Origin of the sequence: Nioella ostreopsis (genome assembly GCF_004000255.1) — a bacterium.
GTDB lineage: Bacteria > Pseudomonadota > Alphaproteobacteria > Rhodobacterales > Rhodobacteraceae > Nioella > Nioella ostreopsis.
The window spans coordinates 13,605-33,346 of the sequence record NZ_RCIQ01000002.1; the positions used below are offsets into that span (position 1 = coordinate 13,605).

Sequence of the window (19,742 nt, forward strand, 5' to 3'; positions counted from 1 at the left end):
CCCGTGCGACCTTCCGCCAACAGCGGCGGCTTGCATTCGGAGCGAATCCGCGACCCCGTTTCCAGTCTCGAACCCCACAGGTTTTTTCCAATGCGCGACCCCCTGTTCCGCATGGCGTTGCTTCTGGGTCTGCTCTCTGCAGTCGGCCCCTTCGCCATCGACATGTATCTACCGGCTCTGCCCATGGTGGCAGAAGACCTCGGTGCGTCGGAGGCCGGTGTGGCCCTGACCCTGACCGCCTATTTCCTGACCTTCGGAATCGCCCAGATGATCTACGGCCCCATGGCCGATGCGGTCGGGCGCAAGCCCCCGCTAGTGATCGGGCTGGCAATCTTCCTGCTGGCCACGGTTGCAGCCAGTCTGGCTCCGACGCTTGGCTGGCTTGTCGCCGCACGGGCCGCTCAGGCGCTTGGGGCGGCGACGCTGATGGCCGTGCCGCGCGCGGTGATCCGGGATATGGCCACCGGCCCGGATGCGGCGCGGATGATGGCCGCCGTCATGATCGTGATTTCCATCTCGCCCATGCTGGCCCCGCTGACCGGGTCTTTCGTCATGGTTTGGGGCGGCTGGCGAGAGATCTTCGCCGTGCTTGGTGCTGCGGCCCTGATCAGCCTTATGCTTGTCCTTTTCGTGTTGCCCGAAACGCTGCCTCAGGAACGCCGCCAACCCGTGCGCCTGCGCTCGATGGCAGCGGGGGCGAAACGGCTGCTGACCGATCGCCGATTCATGGGCCTGACAATGGTGGGCGGCTTCGGCATGGCCAGCTTCTTCGTCTTTCTCTCCACCGCCAGCTTTGTCTATACGCGCCAGTTCGGCCTATCGCCCACGGGCTTTTCCATCGCCTTCGCCGTGAATGCTGTGGGCTTCTTCTCGGCGTCGCAATTCGTCGGGACACTGGGCCGCATGTTCGGGATGGAACGGGTGATTTCGGTGGCTATTGCAGGCTTTCTCGGTGCCACGACCGCGCTCGCGGTTGCCGTAGGCCTCGGGGCTGAGACGCTGGTGGTGGTTGTGGCGGGGCTGTTTCTGGCCAATGCCTGCCTCGGTCTGGTGATTCCCACATCCATGGTGCTGGCACTCGACCCGCATCCGGATATCGCGGGCCTGGCCTCGTCGCTTGGCGGGACCATCCAGATGCTGACGGGCGGTGTCATGATCGCTCTGACCGGTCTGGCGATGGAGGCCACGGCATTTGGCATGGTCGTGGCCATTGCCATTTGCGCCGGGCTGGCATGGCTGTCGGCCGTGATTTCGTTGCCGCGGCAGCGTGTCGCCATCTAGGCCCCTGCGGAAATCCGCAGGCCCCCGCCAAAACCCTACGCAATTTCCTTCATAGGCAGGCGCGCAGGCGGTCCCCCATACTCCCCCCATCCACGAAACGTGTGATCAATTGGGAGGACATCATGAAAAAGACACTCACGGCCACCGCAGTGGCCGCAGTGACCGTTGGCTTCGCAGCCGAGGCACTTGCCACCGAATGGAACGTCTCTGTCTGGGGCGCGCGCCGCGCGTTTACCGAGCATGTGGAGCGGCTGGCGGAACTGGTCGCCGAACGCTCCGGCGGCGAATTCACCATGAACATTTCCTATGGCGGCCTCTCCGGCAACCGCGAGAACCTCGATGGCATCTCCATCGGCGCCTTCGAAATGGCCCAGTTCTGCGCCGGTTATCACGCCGACAAGAACCCCTCGATCACCGTGCTTGAACTGCCGTTCCTCGGCATGGGCTCGCTGGAGCAGGAGGCCGAGGTCTCCATGGCGCTCTACCAGCACCCCGCCGTTGTGGCCGATCTGGCCCGCTGGAACGCGACGCTGCTGATGCCCTCGCCACTGCCGCAGTATAACTTCGTCGGTCGCGGCGATGCGCCGTCGTCGGTCGAGGACTTCGCAGGCATGGCTGTGCGCGCAACCGGTGGTATCGGGGCCGCGATGTCCGCCATCGGCGCGGTGCCCACCTCGATGACCGCGACGGAAGTGCGCCAGGCCATGGATAGCGGCGTCGTGCAGGCGGTCAGCTTCGCCCCCCACGCGCATATGTCCTTCGGCACCATCGAAAACGCCGACTGGTGGACCACCAATCTCAACCCCGGCACCGTGAACTGCCCGGTGGTGGTGAACACCGACGCGCTTGACGCCCTGTCGGATGACGAGCGCGAGATCCTGATGGGCGCAGTTGACGAGGCGCTTCAGCATTACCTCGACTACTACAACGATCAGACCATGGCCGCCTGGGGCCCGGCGCTGGACGAACGCGGGATCGAACGGATCACCTTCGGCGATGCAGAGCTTGCCGCCTTCCGCGCTGCCGCTGCCGCCCCAGCCGCCGCTGCCTGGATCGAAGAGAACAATGCCCGCGGCCTGCCCGCGCAAGAGCTCTACGATTTTGTCACCGGCCTGATCGCCGAGGGCAACTGAGCCCGCGCGCCTGACAACCCCGCCCGAACATCCTTCGGGCGGGGTTTTTCTTTCGGGAACATCCATTCAAGGAGAGCCATAAATGGCCGGAGCTTCCCTCGTGCTGTCCGATGACAGCCTCGTCAGCCGTCTCGACCAATCCCTACTATGGCTGGAACGCAAAATGGCGTTGGTCAGCGGTCTGGCGGTCTTTTCGCTGATGATCCTCGCCGTGATCTCGGTCGGCGGGCGCAACTTCTTTTCTCAGCCGATCCCCGGCTATGTGGACTGGATCGAACAGGCCATGCCGCTGATCGCGATCATGGGCATCGCCTATACGCAGCGCGAAGGCGGTCACATCCGCATGGATCTGCTGGTCGGCAACCTGCGCGGACGGCCCATGTGGGCGGCGGAATTCGTCACCACGCTCGCCATCCTGATCCTGATGGTGCTGCTCGTCTGGGGCTCCTGGGCGCATTTCCAGCGCAGCTTCGACTTCAACGAACCCTGGTGGAGCCGCGACAGTTCCATGGATATCCGCCTGCCGCTCTGGCCTGCCAAGCTGGTGGTGCCGGTGGCCTTCTTCGTCATCTGCCTGCGCCTTGCGCTTCAGGTCTTTGTCTATGGCCGGGCGCTGATCCGGGGCGAGGATCAACCCGTGGGGGTTCCTCTGCACGCAGATGCCGCCACCCAAGCCGCCATGGAAGCCGCCCAGGTTTCCGGCCGCGACGACTAGGGGGGCAGAGACATGGAACCCATTCAAATTGGCCTCATCGTCTCGGGCGGCATGCTGGTGCTTGTCATCCTCGGGATGCGCGTGGCCTTCGCCGCCGGTCTTTCCGGCCTCGTCGGCCTGATCTGGATCTTCTGGAGCCGCCGGGGCTACGACCCCGAGGATTTCCTCTGGGCGCTGACCGTCGCTGTGAAAACAGCGGGGCAGGTGCCCCATTCCAAGATCTCCAGTCAGGCGCTCAGCCTCATCCCCACCTTCATCCTGATCGGCTACCTCGCTTATCACGCAGGGCTGACCAAGGCGCTGTTCGAGGCCGCCAAACGCTGGTTCGCCTGGGTGCCGGGGGGGCTGGCCGTCTCGACCGTCTTCGCCACCGCAGGCTTTGCCGCCGTGTCGGGGGCCTCGGTCGCCACCTCCGCCGTCTTCGCCCGCATTGCGATTCCGGAGATGCTGGCCGTGGGCTATGACAAGCGCTTTGCGGCGGGGGTCGTGGCAGCAGCGGGAACCCTTGCTTCGCTGATCCCGCCCTCCGCCATCCTCGTGATCTACGCGATCATCGTGGAACAGGATGTGGGCCGCCTGCTGCTGGCAGGCTTCATCCCCGGTGTGTTCTCCGCAGTGGTCTACACCCTGCTGATCGTCGGCATGGCCATGACCCTGAAGAATTTTGGCCCACCGGTGACCGGCTTCACCTGGAAGGAACGCTTCGCGTCCCTGCCGCCCGCGCTGCCGATTGTGGCGGTGGTCGTGATCATCATCTTCTTTGTCTATAACCCCTTCGGCGGCGACGCCTGGGGCACGCCGACAGAAGGCGGGGCCATCGGCGCATTCATCGTCTTCCTTATGGCGCTCTATCGCGGCATGCGCTGGCCGCAGCTGAAAGAGGCGTTGCTGGAAACCGCCAAGCTGTCCGTGATGATCTTCACGATCATATGGGGCGTTCTGATCTATGTCCGCTTCCTTGGCTTCGCCGACCTGCCCGGCGCCTTCGCCGACTGGCTGACGACGCTGCACATGTCGCCGATGCTGATCCTGATCTGCATCCTCCTGGCCTATGCGGTTCTGGGCATGTTCATGGACGCCATCGGCATGCTGCTGCTGACCCTGCCTGTGGTCTTTCCGGCGGTGATGGCGCTGAACGGCGGCATGAACGTCACGGCAGAGGCCAGCACCTTCGGCATGTCCGGCACCATGTGCGCGGTCTGGTTCGGCATCCTCGTGGTGAAGATGGCAGAGTTCTGCCTGATCACGCCGCCCATTGGCCTCAACTGCTTCGTGGTGGCGGGGGTGCGCGATGACCTCAGCGTGCAGGACGTGTTCAAGGGGGTGACGCCCTTCTTCATCGCCGATGCGATCACCATCGCGCTGCTGGTCGCCTTCCCCTGGATCGTGCTTTGGCTGCCGAGCCAGATGTAGCCTGATCTTCCATAAGATATAGAGGGCGGCGGCCTGGGACATCCCGGGCCGCCGTTTTTCGTGTTCGGTCTGCACGAGGGGTGTACGGGGGGGGTACAGGGGGTGCACGCATGGCGCCCCCCTGTTTTTGGTGTCGGGGCGAGATGCGGGGACTTGACTCACGCCACGCGCCGTGAAATTAATTTATCTATCAAAATAAATGCGGCGCCGGGGAGGGTGCCATGGGAGGAGCCATGTATCTCGGACTAGATCTGGGCACGTCCGGCCTGCGCGCCGTGCTCGTCGATGCGGATGGCACACTTGTCGCCTCGGCAGAGCAGGCGGCCCCCGTCAGCCATCCTGCACCCGGCCACAGCGAACAGGATCCGGCCCACTGGGTCGACGGATGTCGCGCCGCCATTGGCAAGCTGAAAGCGGAGGTGCCAGAGGCCCTGTCCGCCCTGCGCGGCATCGGTCTTTCCGGTCAGATGCATGGCGCGACCTTGCTGGATGCCTCGGACAACGTGCTGCGCCCCTGCATTCTGTGGAACGACACTCGCTCGCACGCCGAGGCAGCGGTGCTGGATGCGACCCCCGGCGTTCGGGAAGTGTCCGGCAACATCGTCTTCCCCGGCTTCACCGCGCCCAAGCTTCTGTGGGTGGAACAGCACGAGCCGGAGATCTTCGCACAGGTTGCCAAGGTTCTGCTTCCAAAGGATTATCTCAGGCTCTGGCTGACCGGGGACCATGTGTCGGACATGTCGGATGCGGCCGGCACAAGCTGGCTGGATGTGGGCAAGCGCGACTGGTCATACGACTTGCTGGACGCCGGTCACATGCGCCCCGACCAGATGCCGCGCCTTGTGGAAGGCAGCGAAGCATCGGGCCAGCTGCGCGCCGATCTGGCCGCTGAATGGGGCATCGAAAATCCCGTCGTCGTGGCTGGTGGTGGCGGCGACAATGCCGTTGCGGCCTGCGGCGTCGGCTGCTTCCGCGAGGGCGATGGCTTCGTGTCGCTCGGCACCTCCGGCGTGCTACTGGCCGCGAAAGACAGCTTCGCGCCCGCCCCCGAAACCGCCGTCCACAGCTTCTGCCACGCGGTGCCGGATACCTGGTACCAGATGGGCGTGATCCTGGCCGCGACCGACTGCCTGAACTGGCTGGCCAAGACGCTGAACGACAGCCCCGCCACGCTGGCGGGCCGCCTGCCCGACAGCATCAATGGCCCCTCCGACACGCTCTTCCTGCCCTATTTGTCAGGCGAACGGACGCCCCACAACGACGCCGATATCCGCGGTGCATTTGTCGGGCTCGACATCGGATCGGACCAACAAAACTTGACCCAATCCGTCATGGAAGGCGTCAGTTTCGCGCTCAGGGATTCGCTGGAGGCGCTGAAATCCACCGGCACGCAACTCGAGTCCGTGCTTGCCATCGGCGGCGGCACGCAATCGCGGTTCTGGCTGGAAAGCCTCGCCACCATCCTGGGTCTTCCCCTGCGCCTGCCCGCCAAGGGAGAATTCGGCGCAGCACTTGGCGCGGCGCGGCTCGCCATGGTCTCGGATGGCGCCGATCTTCACGATACCATGACGCCGCCGCAAGTGGCGGACACCATCGACCCCCGCGCGGACCTGCAGGCAGCTTACGACGACAGCTACGCCCGCTACCGCGCCCTTTACCCTTCCATCAAGGCAGCACTGACATGAGCACCGGCTTCTTCAAGGACATCACCGAGATCCCGTTCGAAGGCGCGGACAGCGCCAATCCGCTGGCCTTCCGCCACTACAACCCCGATGAGGTCGTCCTGGGCAAGCGCATGGAAGATCACCTGCGCTTCGCCGCCTGTTACTGGCACAATTTCGTCTGGCCCGGGAATGACCCGTTCGGCGGGCAGACCTTTGAACGCCCTTGGTTTCCGGCCGACACGATGGAGCTGTCGAAGCTCAAGGCCGACGTGGCCTTCGAGATGTTCAGCCTGCTGAAGGTGCCCTATTTCTGCTTCCACGACTTCGACATCCGCCCCGATGGCGCAAGCTTTGCCGAAAACCGCGACACGCTGAACCAGATCGCGGATTACTTCGCCGAGAAGATGGAGCAGACCGGGGTAAAGCTGCTCTGGGGCACGGCCAACATGTTCTCGAACCGCCGCTTCATGGCGGGCGCGGCCACGAACCCTGACCCGGATGTCTTCGCCTTCGCCGCCGCGACGGTGAAATCCTGCATGGACGCGACGCACCGTTTGGGGGGCGAAAACTATGTTCTGTGGGGCGGGCGTGAGGGGTATGAGACCCTGCTCAACACCAATCTTGCACAAGAAGACGCACAGTTCGGGCGCTTCCTGAACATGGTGGTGGACTACAAGCACAAGGTCGGCTTCGATGGCACGATCCTGATCGAGCCCAAACCGCAGGAACCCACCAAGCACCAGTATGATTACGACGTCGCCACGGTCTACGGCTTCCTCAAGCGTCACGGGCTGGAAGGCGAGGTGAAGGTGAATATCGAACAAGGCCACGCAATCCTTGCGGGGCACAGCTTCGAGCATGAAATCGCTCTGGCGCAGGCGCTTGGTATCTTCGGGTCGATCGACATGAACCGGAACGACTATCAATCTGGTTGGGACACCGACCAGTTCCCCAACAACGTGCCCGAGGTGGCGCTGGCCTACTACCACATCCTGCAAGGGGGCGGCTTCACCACCGGCGGCACCAATTTCGACGCCAAGCTGCGCCGTCAGTCGCTTGACCCGGAGGATCTGCTGATCGCCCATATCGGCGGTATGGACGTGTGCGCGCGCGGCCTGAAAGCCGCCGCCGCGATGATTGAAGACGGCACCCTGCCGGGCTTCGTCGAGGATCGCTACGCCGGATGGTCCTCGCCCGAGGCGCAGGCGATGCTGAACGGCGACCGCTCGCTGGAGGACATCGCCGCGCGGGTCGAGGCCGAGGGGATCAACCCCGCGCCCGTGTCGGGCAAGCAGGAATACCTTGAAAACGTCGTGAACCGCTTCGTCTGAGGGGGAAATGCCACGCGCCGGGGACATCCGAGACTTCAGGTTGGAGGACGGGGGCGTTTCGCTCTCGCTCCTCAACCTCGGCTGCATCACGCGGGGCTGGTGGGTGCCCCTTGGCGGGGCCTCGGTGCCGGTGGTTCTGGGCTTCGACGACCTGGCGGATTACCTGCACAACCCTACCTATATGGGTGTGATCGCCGGGCGCGTGGCAAACCGCATCGGCGGGGCACGCTTCGTGCTGAATGGGCAGGATCATCGCCTGACGGCGAACGAAGGTGCGAACCAACTGCATGGCGGGGCAGGGGGGCTGCATTCCCGCATCTGGCAAGCCGAAACTGACGGCGTGCGTGCGGTCCGTTTCTCTTACCGTTCCCCCGACGGGGAGGAAGGGTTTCCGGGCAAGGCCGATATCGAGGTCACCGTTCGGTTGAGCGGTTCGCGCGTGAACTATGATATGCGCGCGAGGGTAGACCGGCCCACGCCGATCAACCTTGCGCAGCACAGCTATTACAGCCTCGGGGTGCCGCAGACGTCCCGCAATGCCCACTTCACCTGCCCGGCGGACCGGTTGACGCCCGTGGACAGCGCCCTGATCCCGACCGGCGACATCGCCCCCGTCATGGGCACCCGCCACGATTACCGCGCCGGGGCCGTGCTGGCGGAAGCGGACCCGGACGGCATGGGGACCGATCTGAACCTTGTGACGCCTGAGGACCGCGACCCGGCGCTGCCGGTTGCCGAACTTCTGGCCCCGAACGGCCTTCGCCTGCGGATGTGGTCGGACCAGCCGGGGCTGCAGGTCTATACTGGGCATATGTTGCCCAATCTGCGCGGCGCGCACCTCGGCCAACACATTGCCCCCTGGGCCGGGATCGCGCTGGAGCCGCAGGGCTTTCCAAACGCGGTGAATTGCCCATCCTTCCCGTCGATCATTGTCACGCCGGATCAACCCTATCGCCAACGGCTGACGGTCGAGATCATGGAGATATTGCAATGAGATGGCTGCCGCTCGCCCTGATCCCGCTGCCCCTGCTGGCGCAGCCGGTATTCCCCCCGGCGGAGTTCGCCCCGACCGATCCCGCCCGCGTCGAACTGGGGCAGCTTCTGTTCTACGACCCGATCCTGTCGGGCAACCAGGAGGTCTCCTGCGCCACCTGCCACCACCCGCGCTTGGGCACCGGTGACGGGGTGTCGCTGTCGCTTGGCGACGGGGCGCATGGGCTGGGGCCGGACCGGGTGGCCGACCCCGAGAACCTGCCCGAGCAGCGCATTCCCCGGAACGCGCCGGGGCTGTTCAATCTTGGGGCCTCCGAATTCACCCACATGTTCCACGATGGCAGGCTGGAGGCGGACCCGACGCGGCCCAATGGCATCCGCACGCCATTGGGCGATGCAATGAGCGAAGGGTTCGACTCGGTCCTGTCCGCGCAGGCGATGTTCCCGGTGCTCTCGGCGGATGAGATGGCCGGGCACTATTCCGAGAACCCGATTTCGCAGGCCGTGCGCATGGGGCATCTATCTCTGGCGGGTGGGGCCTGGGACCAGATCGCAGCGCGGGTGGATGCGATCCCCGAATATCGCGCGCGGTTCGACGAGGTGTTGGGGCCGGGTGCGGAGATCCATTTCACCGACATCTCCAACGTTGTCGCCGATTTCATCCGCTTCGAATGGCGCGCGGATCGCAGTCCCTTCGATCTCTATCTTGCCGATGAGGCCGAGTTGCCCGAGGCGGCGGCACAGGGAGTGGCGCTGTTCTACGGCGAAGCGGGCTGTGCGGACTGCCACACAGGCCGTTTCCAGACCGACCACGATTTCCACGCCATCGCCATGGTCCAGATCGGCCCGGGCAAGGCCGCGCGGTTCGAAAGCCACGCCCGCGACGAGGGGCGGATGCGCGTCACCGGCGACCCGGAGGATGCCTATGCCTTCCGCACGCCGAGCCTGCGCAATGTGGCCCTGACCGCGCCTTACGGGCACGCGGGGGCCTATGCGACGCTGGAGGGGGTGATCCGGCATCATCTGGATCCCGTCGGATCGCTCTACGCCTATGATCGGACCCAGGCGGTGTTGCCCGTCCTGCCGGGGGTGGAGGATTGGCGCATTCTGGATGATCCGGCCGAGATGGCGGCGATTGCGGCAGCGAATGAGCTGGAGCCAATGGAGCTGAGCGACGATGAGGTTGCCGCCCTGGTGGCGTTTCTGGAGACGTTGACCGATACGGCAGGCGCGGAGGGGCGTTTGGGCGTGCCGGAAAGCGTGCCAAGCGGATTGCCGGTGGATCGGTAGCGGGGAAGGGTCTTGCAAGACCCTTGCAAGGATTTTGGAAAATCCTTGGCCCGCCTTACCCTTGGCGCGTGAGCGTTACCCGCTGGTTTGCATTGACCGAGCGCCAGTCGCTGATATCCCCGTCGGGCCAGACCACCCTCAGTTCGACGGTTTGCGCGGTCCCAAGTCCGACATGCAGCGGCCCCGCGACGCCGCCCGCATGCCCGCCGCCCACGGTGATTTCCTGAGTCCAGAGCCTGCCCTCCGACCGAAGTTCCACGAAGGCCCCCACGGCATCGCGATTCGGCCCTGATTGCGTGACATGGACCAGCAGCCATCCGCCGGCTTCCTCCGTTACGTTCTGGTAAAGCTCCATCGGGGCGTGACGGTTCAGGACCGCCAGATCCAGCAACCCATCCCCGTTCAGGTCGGCCAGCGCCGCACCCCGGCTGCGGTGCAGGCTGGCCACTCCGGCCTCAAGTCCCGCCTCGGCAAAACGGCCATCAGGGCTGCCCATCAGCAGGTTGTTTGGGTCCTCCATGGCGCTGCCCGGCATCTGTTCCACATTGCCCTTGGCGACGAACAGGTCATCCCACCCGTCATTATCCACATCGCCAAACACCGCGTGCCAGCCGGTCGAGGGCCTGCCATCGCCGCCCGTATAGGGCCGGTGTGCGGTGGCGCCGCTTTCATAGGGCGCGTCGAGATAGCTGGGGCCTGCCGCACCCTGGCTCAGGGCCTGCAGGCGCTGATCGCCCATGGAGGTCAGGTAGACCTCTGACAACCCGTCGCCATCCAGATCACGCGACGCGATGCCCATGCCCCAGAGCTGGTGGCTGTTCCATCCGTCCTCGGGTCCATAAAGGCGTGGCTCGGGCTCCATCGCCCACATCTGTTCCTCGCCACCGCGCACATAGTAGTGCCGGTCGTTCGAGACGCGCAGATCGGCGCGGCCCTGCCGCCCCCAGTCTGTGAAGAGCATGGAGAGCGCACAGAAACCGGGGGCCAAGGGCAGGGGCGGGGCGTAGCTGTCTCCCTCTGGCCGGTAGAGCTGGTTGATGTCGCAGGCTTCGAACGGGCCTTCCGGGTCGGTGCGGTCCACGTAGTTGCCGAAGGCGAGGGTGGGCAGGGTCTGGCCAGCCTCCCATGTGGCGGAAAACGCCGTGGTCCAGCGCGTGTCGGTCTGGAAGCCGATCCCCTCGAATGGGGCAAACGCGCAGTTGCCTAGCCCGCGCATCAGCATGTTGTCCCCCACCCGCAACACGGCGAGATCCATGATCCCGTCGCTGTCGATATCGAGCGGATAGGCCCCGATGACGGCGGTTAGGGACAGGGCACTGTCCACCGCATCGAAAACCAGATCGCCGCCAGAGGCAGAGCGATTGAGGAAAAGCTGCGCCGGGTTCTCCCCACCCGCAGCGTATAGCTCCGGTAGGTCATCGCCATTGCAGTCGAAGGCCGCGACCCCGCCGCCCACGAAATGCTCCCATCCGCCTTCGTAGCTGTGGGGGGCTATGGACCGTGGCTCGAACAGTGGGTCCGCCATCGCGGGCGTTGCGGCGATCAGCAGAACCGTCAGGCACAGGTCAGGCCGCATCGGCACCGAGGTTGCGGATCGTGAGTTCCGACACCCCCTCCATCGCGCAGGCGGCAGCCCCCTTGGCCCACATCAGGTCGCCCCATTTATGCACCCGGATTTCCGGCAGGGGCGCGTCGACCTGCACGACCGAGGATTTCACCCGGTCCAGCACATCCGAGCCATAGAGAAAGTCGAAGGTCATCTGTTCCCCCGACAGGATCACGAGGCTCGGGTCGAAGATGTTGATCACATTGGCCAGCCCCATGGCGAACATCCGTCCCGCCCGGTCGAAGATCGACCGCGCCATCGCATCGCCCGCCTTGGCGCGGGCGTAGAGCGCCGACAGATCGTCCTCGGGCTGTGCGCTGCCGCGGATATTGGCCTCGCGCAGCAGGGCATAGTCCCCGACATAGGCCTCCAGACAGCCGCGTTGCCCGCAGCGGCAGAGCGCCCCGTCGAGCTGCACCTTGGTGTGGCCGAATTCTGCCCCGCAACCGCGTTCGCCGCGATAGATCTTGCCGTCGATCACGATGCCCATGCCGACACCTTGTTCAATGGTGATGACGATGAAATCGGACACGTTGCGCGCTTCGCCGAATAGCTGCTCGGCCTTCGCAACGAGGTTGGCATCATTGTCCATGTAGAAGGGCACCGGCATGGCATCGGATAGCATGCGCCCCAGTTCCACGTTGCGTTGATCGAGAGAGGGCGACCAGTGCACGAAGTTGCGGGTCGCGTCGATGAGCCCGGCAAGTCCGAGGCCGACCCCAGAAATCTCGCGGACATGACGCCCGGCGGCGGCACAGGCCCCGGCCAGGGCCCGCATGACCAGATCGACAATCTCTTCGGCGGACATGACCGGGCCGGGCAGTTCGTGATCATATTCCCCGACGGTCTGGCCTTCGAAATCGACGAGGATCACGGTGGCCGAACGGTCGGAGATCTTGATGCCCGCGATCAGATGCGCCGCGCCGCGGACCTTGAGCGCCACCCGGGGGCGGCCCCGTTTGGCGCCTGTGCGGTCGCCTTCGGGGGTGATTTCCTCGATCAGCCCGGCGCTCAACAGTTCAGAGGTGATTGCGGTGACGGTGGCCGGGCTGACCTGGGTTTCGCGGGCGATGTCGATTCGGGCGATCCGGCCAGCCTGGCGAATCGCGTCGAACACATGCTGGCGCCCGTTCTCGCGCTGATCATTCGCAGGTGATGTGCGTTGAATGCTGGCCACAATGTCCTCCCACAGGTATAATTCACCAAAAAAAATAATTCAGCAAGCGCAGTGTTCGATGGGACTGTGGCCCCGGCTTCATCATTTAATTTGATCTTTGAAAAAAATAGTGCTAGAGCAGGGGAACATGGAGGGACTCGGTCACGCATTGGGCCCGCCAGGTATCACAGGGAGGAAAGCATGAAGTTTCTGAAAGCAGCCGCAGCAACGGTGTTTGCGGCAACCATGACCACCGCTGCCTTTGCGCAGGACATCACCGTTGGTGTCAGCTGGTCCAACTTCCAGGAAGAACGTTGGGCAACCGACGAAGCGGCCATCGTTGCCGCGCTGGAAGCCGCAGGCGCGGAATATATTTCGGCCGACGCTCAGTCGTCCGCATCCAAGCAGCTGTCGGATATCGAAAGCCTGATCGCGCAGGGCGTTGATGCCCTGATCATTCTGGCCCAGGACGCAGCAGCCATTGGCCCGGCCGTACAGGCCGCCGCCGACGAAGGCATTCCGGTCATCGCTTATGACCGCCTGATCGAAGACGATCGCGCCTTCTATCTAACCTTCGACAACGTCGAAGTGGGCCGGATGCAGGCCCGCGCGGTTCTGGAAGCAGCACCGTCCGGTCGTTACGTCATGATCAAGGGCTCGCCCACTGACCCGAACGCAGACTTCCTGCGCGGCGGTCAGCAGGAGGTTCTGCAGGCGGCAATCGACGCCGGTGAGATCGAGATCGTGGGCGAGGCCTACACCGATGGCTGGCTGCCCGCCAACGCACAGCGCAACATGGAGCAGATCCTGACCGCGACCGACAACGGCGTTGACGCTGTCGTGGCCTCGAATGACGGCACCGCAGGTGGTGTTGTCGCCGCTCTGACCGCGCAGGGCATGGAAGGTATCCCGGTGTCCGGCCAGGATGGTGACCACGCCGCGCTGAACCGTGTGGCGCTTGGCACCCAGACCGTGTCGGTGTGGAAAGACGCCCGTGATCTGGGCCGTGCGGCCGGTGAAATCGCTGTCGCTTTGGCACAGGGCACCGCGATGGCCGACATTGAAGGCGCACAGGAATGGACCAGCCCCGCTGGCACCACCATGACCTCGATGTTCCTCGCACCGGTTCCGATCACCGCCGAGAACCTGAGCGTCGTTGTCGATGCTGGCTGGATCGATCTGGAAACGCTCTGCCAGGGTGTTACCGACGGCCCCGCGCCTTGCAGCTAAACCTGTGATACACTGCATAGTGTAGCACCCGGTACGCCCCGCTTCGTCGGGGCGTACCACCACCAGACACGCTGAACTCTGGAGTCCGGACATGACCGACACCACGTCTCAGCCAATTCCCCCGCAGCGCAAGAGTTTCGTCCAGCAACTGGAGCTGGATACGCGTCTATTGGGAATGGTTGGCGCCTTCATCATCCTTTGCATCGGGTTCGATTTCTTCACGGAAGGCCGCTTCCTGACCCCGCGCAACATCTTCAACCTGACGATCCAGACCGTTTCCGTCGCCATCATGGCCTGTGGCATGGTCTTCATCATCGTCACCCGCCATATCGACCTGTCGGTCGGTGCCTTGCTGGCCACCTGTTCGGCCATCATGGCGATCACACAGACCGATATCCTGCCCAACATGATGGGGCTGGGGCTTGGGCATCCGCTCATCGCGCCGATCACCATTGTCGTCGGGATCGCGGCGGGGGCCCTGATCGGGGCCTTCCATGGCTACCTTGTGGGCTACCTGACCATCCCCGCCTTCATCGTGACGCTTGGTGGCCTGCTGGTCTGGCGCAATGTGGGCTGGTTCCTCACCCGCGGTCAGACCATCGGCCCGCTGGATGAGACCTTCATGGCCTTCGGTGGCATCAACGGCACGCTCGGGCCGAGCCTGTCCTGGATCGTCGGTGGGGTTCTGACGGTCGCTGCCATTGCCGCGATGTGGAATTCCCGCCGCAGCAAGGCCAGCCATGACTTTCCGGTCAAGCCGGTCTGGGCCGAGCTGACCCTGTCGGCAATCATCGCCTCTGCCATCATGGGTTTCATCTGGGTTCTGAACTCCTACGAAATTCCCACGGCCCGTCTGCGCCGCCTGTTCGAGGCGCGGGGCGAGGTCATGCCCGAAGGGTTCACCACCACCTACGGTCTGCCGATCTCGGTTCTGCTGCTGATCGGTATCGCCATCGCGATGACCATCCTGGCCCGCCGCACCCGTCTTGGCCGTTACATCTTCGCCACTGGCGGCAATCCGGATGCGGCAGAGCTGTCGGGCATCAACACGCGCCTTCTGACGGTCAAGATCTTCGCCCTGATGGGCGCGCTCTGCGCCGTGTCTGCGGTCGTGGCCTCGGCGCGTCTGGCCAACCACACCAACGACATCGGCACGCTCGATGAACTGCGCGTCATCGCGGCGGCGGTCATTGGCGGCACGGCGCTTTCGGGCGGTCTTGGCACCATTCACGGGGCGATCCTGGGGGCGCTGATCATGCAGTCGCTGCAATCGGGCATGGCCATGGTCGGTGTCGATGCGCCCTACCAGAACATCGTTGTCGGTGTTGTGCTGGTCGCGGCCGTCCTGATCGACATCATCTACCGCAAACGCACGGGGGATCACTGATATGACCGCACCACTTGTAGAAATGCGTGACATGTCGATCTCGTTCGGCGGGATCAAGGCGGTGGATCATGTGACGGTCGACCTGCAACCCGGCGAGGTCGTGGGTCTGCTCGGCCACAATGGCGCGGGCAAGTCGACCCTGATCAAGATGCTGTCGGGGGCCTACAAGCCCGATGGTGGGCAGATCTTCATTAACGGAGAGAAGGTCACCATCAACAACCCGCGCGACGCACGGGCGCATAATATCGAGACGATCTACCAGACGCTGGCGCTGGCCGACAATCTCGATGCGGCGTCCAACCTGTTTTTGGGGCGGGAACTGGTCACGCCTCTTGGATTGGTCGACGACGCCGCGATGGAGGCGGAGACGCGCAAGATCATGGGGCGGCTCAACCCGAACTTCCAGAAGTTCAACGCGCCTGTGTCGGCCCTGTCCGGCGGTCAGCGTCAGTCGGTCGCCATTGCCCGCGCCGTCTACTTCAACGCGCGCATCCTGATCATGGATGAACCGACCGCAGCCCTTGGCCCCCATGAAACGCAGATGGTTGCCGAACTGATCCAGCAGTTGAAGGCCGAAGGCATCGGGATTTTCCTGATCGACCACGACGTTCATCAGGTCATGAACCTCTGCGACCGGGCCAGCGTGATGAAGAACGGGCAGCTGGTCGGGACCGTCAATGTGAACGAGGTGACGGATGACGACCTGCTCGGCATGATCATCCTCGGCAAGCACCCGCACGAAACCGCCGCCTGATCCGGGGGCGAGAGTTCAGCAAGGCGGCGGTCCCCTGGGGGCCGCCGTTTTTCGTTGGCGATTTTGGCGCATGTCGTATCCTGCAAGGGCGTTTCGCATTCGGGCAGGTGCCCCGGGGCGAAGCGCGGTCAAGTTGGTCCACCTTCAGGATGGAGACCGCCCATGTCCGATACCGCCCTCAAGCCCCGCGCCCGCGCCGGTGGCCGCAACGCCCGCCGCAGTCAGCGCATGGTCACCGACAGCCGCATGCTGCCGGGGCTGGTGAACAGCCTTCCACATTGCGAAGTGATGGACGGATCGCAGGTGGAGCGGATTGACTCGGCCTCAATGGATATTCTGGAAAACGTGGGCGTCGTGTTTCGCGATGATATTGCTCTGGCGGATTGGAAGCGCGCGGGCGCCGATGTGCGTGGCGACCGGGTGCATCTGGACCGGGGGCTGGTGCGAGAGCTGATCGCGACGATCCCGGCCGATTTCACCTACCACGCCCGCAACCCGGCCCATAACGTGCGCCTTGGCGGGCGGCACGCGATCTTCGTGCCGATGACCGGCGCGCCCTTCCTGCGGGATCTCGATGACGTGCGCAGGAACCCGACGCTGGCCGATCTGGCGATGTTCCACAAGCTCAGCCACATGTCGCCTGCGCTGCACAGCTCTGCCCACCACATCGTGGAGCCATATGACCACCCGATCAGCCAGCGGCACCTGCGGATCACCTATTCCTCGATGAAGCACTCGGACAAGACCTTCATGGGCATGACCACCAGTCCGAAGAACGCCGAAGACGTGATGGAAATGTGCGCGATCCTGTTCGGGGACGATTTCCTCGAAACCCACCCCGTCACCACCGGCAATTGCAACGGCAACAGCCCGCTTGTGTGGGACGAAACCATGTTGGGCGCGATGCGCGCGTTCTGCCGTCGGAACCAGCCGGTGCTGTGCAGCCCCTTCGTTCTGGGCGGCGCCAACACGCCCGCATCCGTCGCGCCCGCCGTGGCACAACTGAACGCAGAGGCCCTGTCGGCACTCGCCTACACTCAGGTGATCCGACGCGGTTGCCCGGCGATCTACGGGCATTACCTGTCGACGGTCTCCATGAAATCCGGCGCGCCGATGGCGGGGACGCCCGAGATCAGCCTGATGAACTTCATGATCGGCCAGATGGCGCGGTTCTATGGCGTGCCCTGGCGGACCTCGAACACGCTTGGCGGGGCCAAGACCTTTGATGCGCAAGCGGGCTATGAAAGCGCCACGACGCTTTCCGCCGTCATGCATGCGGGCGCGAACTACATCTGGCATTCGGCAGGCTGGAACGAGGCCGGGATGCACTGTTCCGTCGCCAAGTTTGTGGTGGATGCCGAACAATGTGCCATGGCCTACCGCATGGCCGAAGGGCCGAGGTGGGACGATTTCGACGAAGGCATCGCCGCGGTGTCCGATATCGGGCCGGGCGGGCACTACCTTGGCCATCCGCATACGCAGGAGAATTTTCAACGGGCCTTTTTCATGCCGGAGCTATTCGACAACAACTCCATCGAGCAATGGGTTGCGGAGGGGTCGAAAGAGATCACCGAACGGGCCCTGACCCATGCGCGGAAGCTTCTGCGGGAATATGAGGAACCGATACTCGATCCGGCGAAGAACGAGGCGCTGCTGGACTATATCGCCCGGCGCGAGCGGGAAATTCCCGCTGCCGATGCCCTGAACCAGGAGTTCTGACCGCATGGCCGATCCCCTGCTGGAGCCCTTCCAGCTGCGCCACCTGACGATCCGCAACCGGATCATCTCGACCGCGCACGCCCCGAACCTGGTGGAGGAGGGGCACCCGCGCGACCGCTACCGTCTCTATCATGAGGAGAAGGCCAAGGGAGGGATCGGGATGACCATGGTGGGCGGGTCCACCAATATCGCGCCCGACAGCCCGTCTGTGTTTGGGCAGCTCTACGCGGGCGATGACAGCATCGTGCCGTGGTTCCAGCGGCTGACCGAGGGGGTGAAATCCCATGGTGCTGCGATCATGTGCCAGATCACCCATATGGGGCGGCGCACGGCCTGGGACGATGGCCATTGGCTGCCGGTGATCGGCCCGTCGGGGCGGCGAGAACGGGCGCATCGGGCCTTCCCGAAGGGGATGGAGCGGGAGGATATCGCGCGGGTGGTGGGCGATTTCGCCGCCGCCGCGCGCCGCTGTCAGGAGGGCGGGTTCGACGGGATCGAGCTGCTCTCGCATTCGCATCTTCTTGGGCAGTTCCTGTCGCCTTTGGTGAATGACCGAGAAGACGACTACGGCGGGTCGCTGGAAAACCGGTTACGCCTGACGCTGGAGGTTCTGGCCGCCGTGCGCGCTGCCGTGGGACCAGAGATGATCCTTGGCATCCGCATGACAGGGGATGAACTGGAAAAGGCCGGGCTCTCCGCTGATGACTGTGTGGCCGTGGCGCGGATGCTGGCGAATACGGGGCAGGTGGATTTCCTGAATATCCTCGCCGGTGCGCCGTATGACGACCTTGGCCTTGCGGGATGGGTGCCGCCTATGGGGATGCCCGCCGCCCCGCATCTGCCCATAGCGGGCCGTATCCGGCAGGCGACGGGCCTGCCCGTGATCCACGCAGGCGGCATCGCCGATCTGGCCACTGCCCGACATGCGGTGAGCGAAGGCCATGTGGACCTCGTCGGCATGACCCGCGCCCATATCACCGACCCGCATCTGGTGGCGAAACTGATGCGCGGCGAGGAAGATCGTATCCGCCCCTGTGTCGGCCTCGGCGCCTGTGTCGACCGCGTGAACCAGGGCAAGCCCGCCGTTTGTGGCCACAACGCCGCGACGGGGCGCGAAGCGGTGATGCCGCATGTGATTGCCCCCGCTGAAATCCGTCGCAAGGTCGTCGTTGTGGGTGGCGGCCCCGCAGGGCTGGAGGCGGCGCGCGTATCCGCGCTTCGGGGCCATGACGTGGTGCTGATGGAAGCGGCGGATCGGCTTGGCGGGCAGCTGCTGCTCGCGTGCAAGGGCAGGGTGCGGCGGCAGGTCAGGGGCGTGGCCGACTGGCTGATTGCCGAGGTGGAGCGGCTCGGAGTCGAAACCCGGCTGAATTGCTATGCAGAGGCCGGGGACGTGCTGACTGAGGCGCCCGATACGGTCATCATCGCCACTGGCGGCTGGCCGGAGCCGCCCGCGATCCCCGGCGGCGACCTGACCCTGTCCGGTTGGGATGTGCTCTCCGGTGCGGCCCGGCCATCCGGCGCGGTCCTGCTGATGGACGAGGCAGGCGACCAGCCCGGGGCCGTTACCGCCGATGCGCTGGCCGAGATGGGATGCGCGGTGGAATTGGTCACCCCCGATCGCACCGCGCTGCACGATCTCGGCCCCACGACCTCCGCCGTTGCCCTGCGCCAGTTGGCCCGCGACGGGGTGCGAATGACCTGCCTGCACGAATTGACCCGCGTCGAGGCGGACGGTGCGAAACTCTTGGCCACGCTGCGCCATGTGCTGACCGGCGACACCGTCAGGCGGAGCGTGGATCATGTGGTGGTGGAACATGGCCTGACGCCCTCGGACGCGCTTTATCACGCGCTGAAGGAAGGCTCGTCCAACCTCGGCCAGCTTGACCATGCGGCCATGATCGCGGGCACCGACCCGTTCCGGCAGCTGAACCCGCACGGCCGCTTCCGGCTGGCCCGGATCGGGGATGCGGTGGCGGGGCGGAACATCCATGCCGCTGTCTACGATGCGTTGAGGGTCTGCAAGTCCCTATAAGGGATTTACTTTTCCCGCGCTTTGCCGCTCTGTCA

At 64.5% G+C, this 19,742-nt stretch carries 15 protein-coding genes; 13 read left to right on the forward strand and 2 right to left on the reverse strand.

All coding sequences use genetic code 11. From position 1 onward, the window contains the following. Positions 1–90 precede the first annotated feature (90 nt). From EP237_RS02630 to EP237_RS02665, 8 genes are all read left to right on the forward strand, one after another. Positions 91–1,281, forward strand: coding sequence for a multidrug effflux MFS transporter (locus tag EP237_RS02630; protein ID WP_127557846.1), 1,191 nt, complete (start codon positions 91–93; stop codon positions 1,279–1,281). A gap of 122 nt (positions 1,282–1,403) precedes the next feature. Next, positions 1,404–2,414, forward strand: a complete 1,011-nt coding sequence (gene dctP, locus EP237_RS02635) for a TRAP transporter substrate-binding protein DctP (RefSeq protein WP_127557848.1) — start codon at positions 1,404–1,406, stop codon at positions 2,412–2,414. A gap of 82 nt (positions 2,415–2,496) precedes the next feature. Then, on the forward strand, positions 2,497–3,129 hold the full coding sequence (locus EP237_RS02640) for a TRAP transporter small permease subunit (RefSeq protein ID WP_127557850.1): 633 nt from the start codon (positions 2,497–2,499) through the stop codon (positions 3,127–3,129). Between the two features lie 12 nt (positions 3,130–3,141). After that, positions 3,142–4,542, forward strand: a complete 1,401-nt coding sequence (locus EP237_RS02645) for a TRAP transporter large permease (RefSeq protein ID WP_127557852.1) — start codon at positions 3,142–3,144, stop codon at positions 4,540–4,542. Positions 4,543–4,775: 233 nt separating this feature from the next. Further along, positions 4,776–6,227, forward strand: a complete 1,452-nt coding sequence (gene xylB / locus EP237_RS02650) for a xylulokinase (protein ID WP_127557854.1) — start codon at positions 4,776–4,778, stop codon at positions 6,225–6,227. Beyond that, positions 6,224–7,537, forward strand: a complete 1,314-nt coding sequence (gene xylA / locus EP237_RS02655; protein WP_127557856.1) for a xylose isomerase — start codon at positions 6,224–6,226, stop codon at positions 7,535–7,537. Before xylB ends, xylA begins: the two co-directional genes overlap by 4 nt. A 7-nt stretch (positions 7,538–7,544) precedes the next feature. Next, entirely contained in the window at positions 7,545–8,531 is a 987-nt protein-coding gene (locus EP237_RS02660) for an aldose epimerase family protein (RefSeq protein WP_127557858.1), read from the forward strand. Next, positions 8,528–9,820, forward strand: a complete 1,293-nt coding sequence (locus tag EP237_RS02665) for a cytochrome-c peroxidase (RefSeq protein ID WP_127557860.1) — start codon at positions 8,528–8,530, stop codon at positions 9,818–9,820. Before EP237_RS02660 ends, EP237_RS02665 begins: the two co-directional genes overlap by 4 nt. 55 nt (positions 9,821–9,875) lie before the next feature. Here the strand turns inward: EP237_RS02665 and EP237_RS02670 are convergent, their stop codons facing one another. Continuing rightward, the gene (locus EP237_RS02670; RefSeq protein ID WP_127557862.1) at positions 9,876–11,396 is read right to left on the reverse strand and encodes a CRTAC1 family protein; all 1,521 of its coding nucleotides are present in this window, start codon (positions 11,394–11,396) and stop codon (positions 9,876–9,878) included. Then, positions 11,386–12,603 (reverse strand): ROK family transcriptional regulator, encoded by a 1,218-nt coding sequence (locus EP237_RS02675; protein ID WP_127557864.1) that lies wholly within the window; start codon positions 12,601–12,603, stop codon positions 11,386–11,388. Before EP237_RS02675 ends, EP237_RS02670 begins: the two co-directional genes overlap by 11 nt. Before the next feature lie 180 nt (positions 12,604–12,783). Here EP237_RS02675 and xylF point away from each other — a divergent pair, with 180 nt between their 5' ends. The 5 genes from xylF to EP237_RS02700 all read left to right on the forward strand — a co-directional run bounded on the left by xylF (position 12,784) and on the right by EP237_RS02700 (position 19,707). After that, positions 12,784–13,812: a D-xylose ABC transporter substrate-binding protein gene (gene xylF / locus EP237_RS02680; protein WP_127557866.1), complete on the forward strand. Its 1,029-nt coding sequence runs from the start codon at positions 12,784–12,786 to the stop codon at positions 13,810–13,812. Positions 13,813–13,903: 91 nt separating this feature from the next. Further along, on the forward strand, positions 13,904–15,199 hold the full coding sequence (locus EP237_RS02685; protein ID WP_127557868.1) for a sugar ABC transporter permease: 1,296 nt from the start codon (positions 13,904–13,906) through the stop codon (positions 15,197–15,199). 1 nt (position 15,200) lies between these two features. After that, positions 15,201–15,953, forward strand: coding sequence for an ATP-binding cassette domain-containing protein (locus EP237_RS02690; protein ID WP_127557870.1), 753 nt, complete (start codon positions 15,201–15,203; stop codon positions 15,951–15,953). Positions 15,954–16,115: 162 nt separating this feature from the next. Continuing rightward, positions 16,116–17,672, forward strand: coding sequence for a trimethylamine methyltransferase family protein (locus EP237_RS02695; RefSeq protein ID WP_127557872.1), 1,557 nt, complete (start codon positions 16,116–16,118; stop codon positions 17,670–17,672). A 4-nt stretch (positions 17,673–17,676) separates the two neighbouring features. After that, the gene (locus EP237_RS02700) at positions 17,677–19,707 is read left to right on the forward strand and encodes an NADH:flavin oxidoreductase (protein ID WP_127557874.1); all 2,031 of its coding nucleotides are present in this window, start codon (positions 17,677–17,679) and stop codon (positions 19,705–19,707) included. Positions 19,708–19,742 lie beyond the last annotated feature (35 nt).

What these genes read in the sequence shown, in the direction of transcription:
- EP237_RS02640 (WP_127557850.1), top strand. Translation starts at nt 2,497, where the DNA reads ATGGCCGGAGCTTCCCTCGTGCTGTCCGATGACAGCCTCGTCAGCCGT.
- EP237_RS02700 (WP_127557874.1), top strand. Translation starts at nt 17,677, where the DNA reads ATGGCCGATCCCCTGCTGGAGCCCTTCCAGCTGCGCCACCTGACGATC.
- EP237_RS02660 (WP_127557858.1), top strand. Translation starts at nt 7,545, where the DNA reads ATGCCACGCGCCGGGGACATCCGAGACTTCAGGTTGGAGGACGGGGGC.
- EP237_RS02645 (WP_127557852.1), top strand. Translation starts at nt 3,142, where the DNA reads ATGGAACCCATTCAAATTGGCCTCATCGTCTCGGGCGGCATGCTGGTG.
- EP237_RS02665 (WP_127557860.1), top strand. Translation starts at nt 8,528, where the DNA reads ATGAGATGGCTGCCGCTCGCCCTGATCCCGCTGCCCCTGCTGGCGCAG.
- xylA (WP_127557856.1), top strand. Translation starts at nt 6,224, where the DNA reads ATGAGCACCGGCTTCTTCAAGGACATCACCGAGATCCCGTTCGAAGGC.
- xylF (WP_127557866.1), top strand. Translation starts at nt 12,784, where the DNA reads ATGAAGTTTCTGAAAGCAGCCGCAGCAACGGTGTTTGCGGCAACCATG.
- EP237_RS02630 (WP_127557846.1), top strand. Translation starts at nt 91, where the DNA reads ATGCGCGACCCCCTGTTCCGCATGGCGTTGCTTCTGGGTCTGCTCTCT.
- EP237_RS02690 (WP_127557870.1), top strand. Translation starts at nt 15,201, where the DNA reads ATGACCGCACCACTTGTAGAAATGCGTGACATGTCGATCTCGTTCGGC.
- EP237_RS02670 (WP_127557862.1), bottom strand. Translation starts at nt 11,396, where the DNA reads ATGCGGCCTGACCTGTGCCTGACGGTTCTGCTGATCGCCGCAACGCCC.
- EP237_RS02685 (WP_127557868.1), top strand. Translation starts at nt 13,904, where the DNA reads ATGACCGACACCACGTCTCAGCCAATTCCCCCGCAGCGCAAGAGTTTC.
- xylB (WP_127557854.1), top strand. Translation starts at nt 4,776, where the DNA reads ATGTATCTCGGACTAGATCTGGGCACGTCCGGCCTGCGCGCCGTGCTC.
- dctP (WP_127557848.1), top strand. Translation starts at nt 1,404, where the DNA reads ATGAAAAAGACACTCACGGCCACCGCAGTGGCCGCAGTGACCGTTGGC.
- EP237_RS02695 (WP_127557872.1), top strand. Translation starts at nt 16,116, where the DNA reads ATGTCCGATACCGCCCTCAAGCCCCGCGCCCGCGCCGGTGGCCGCAAC.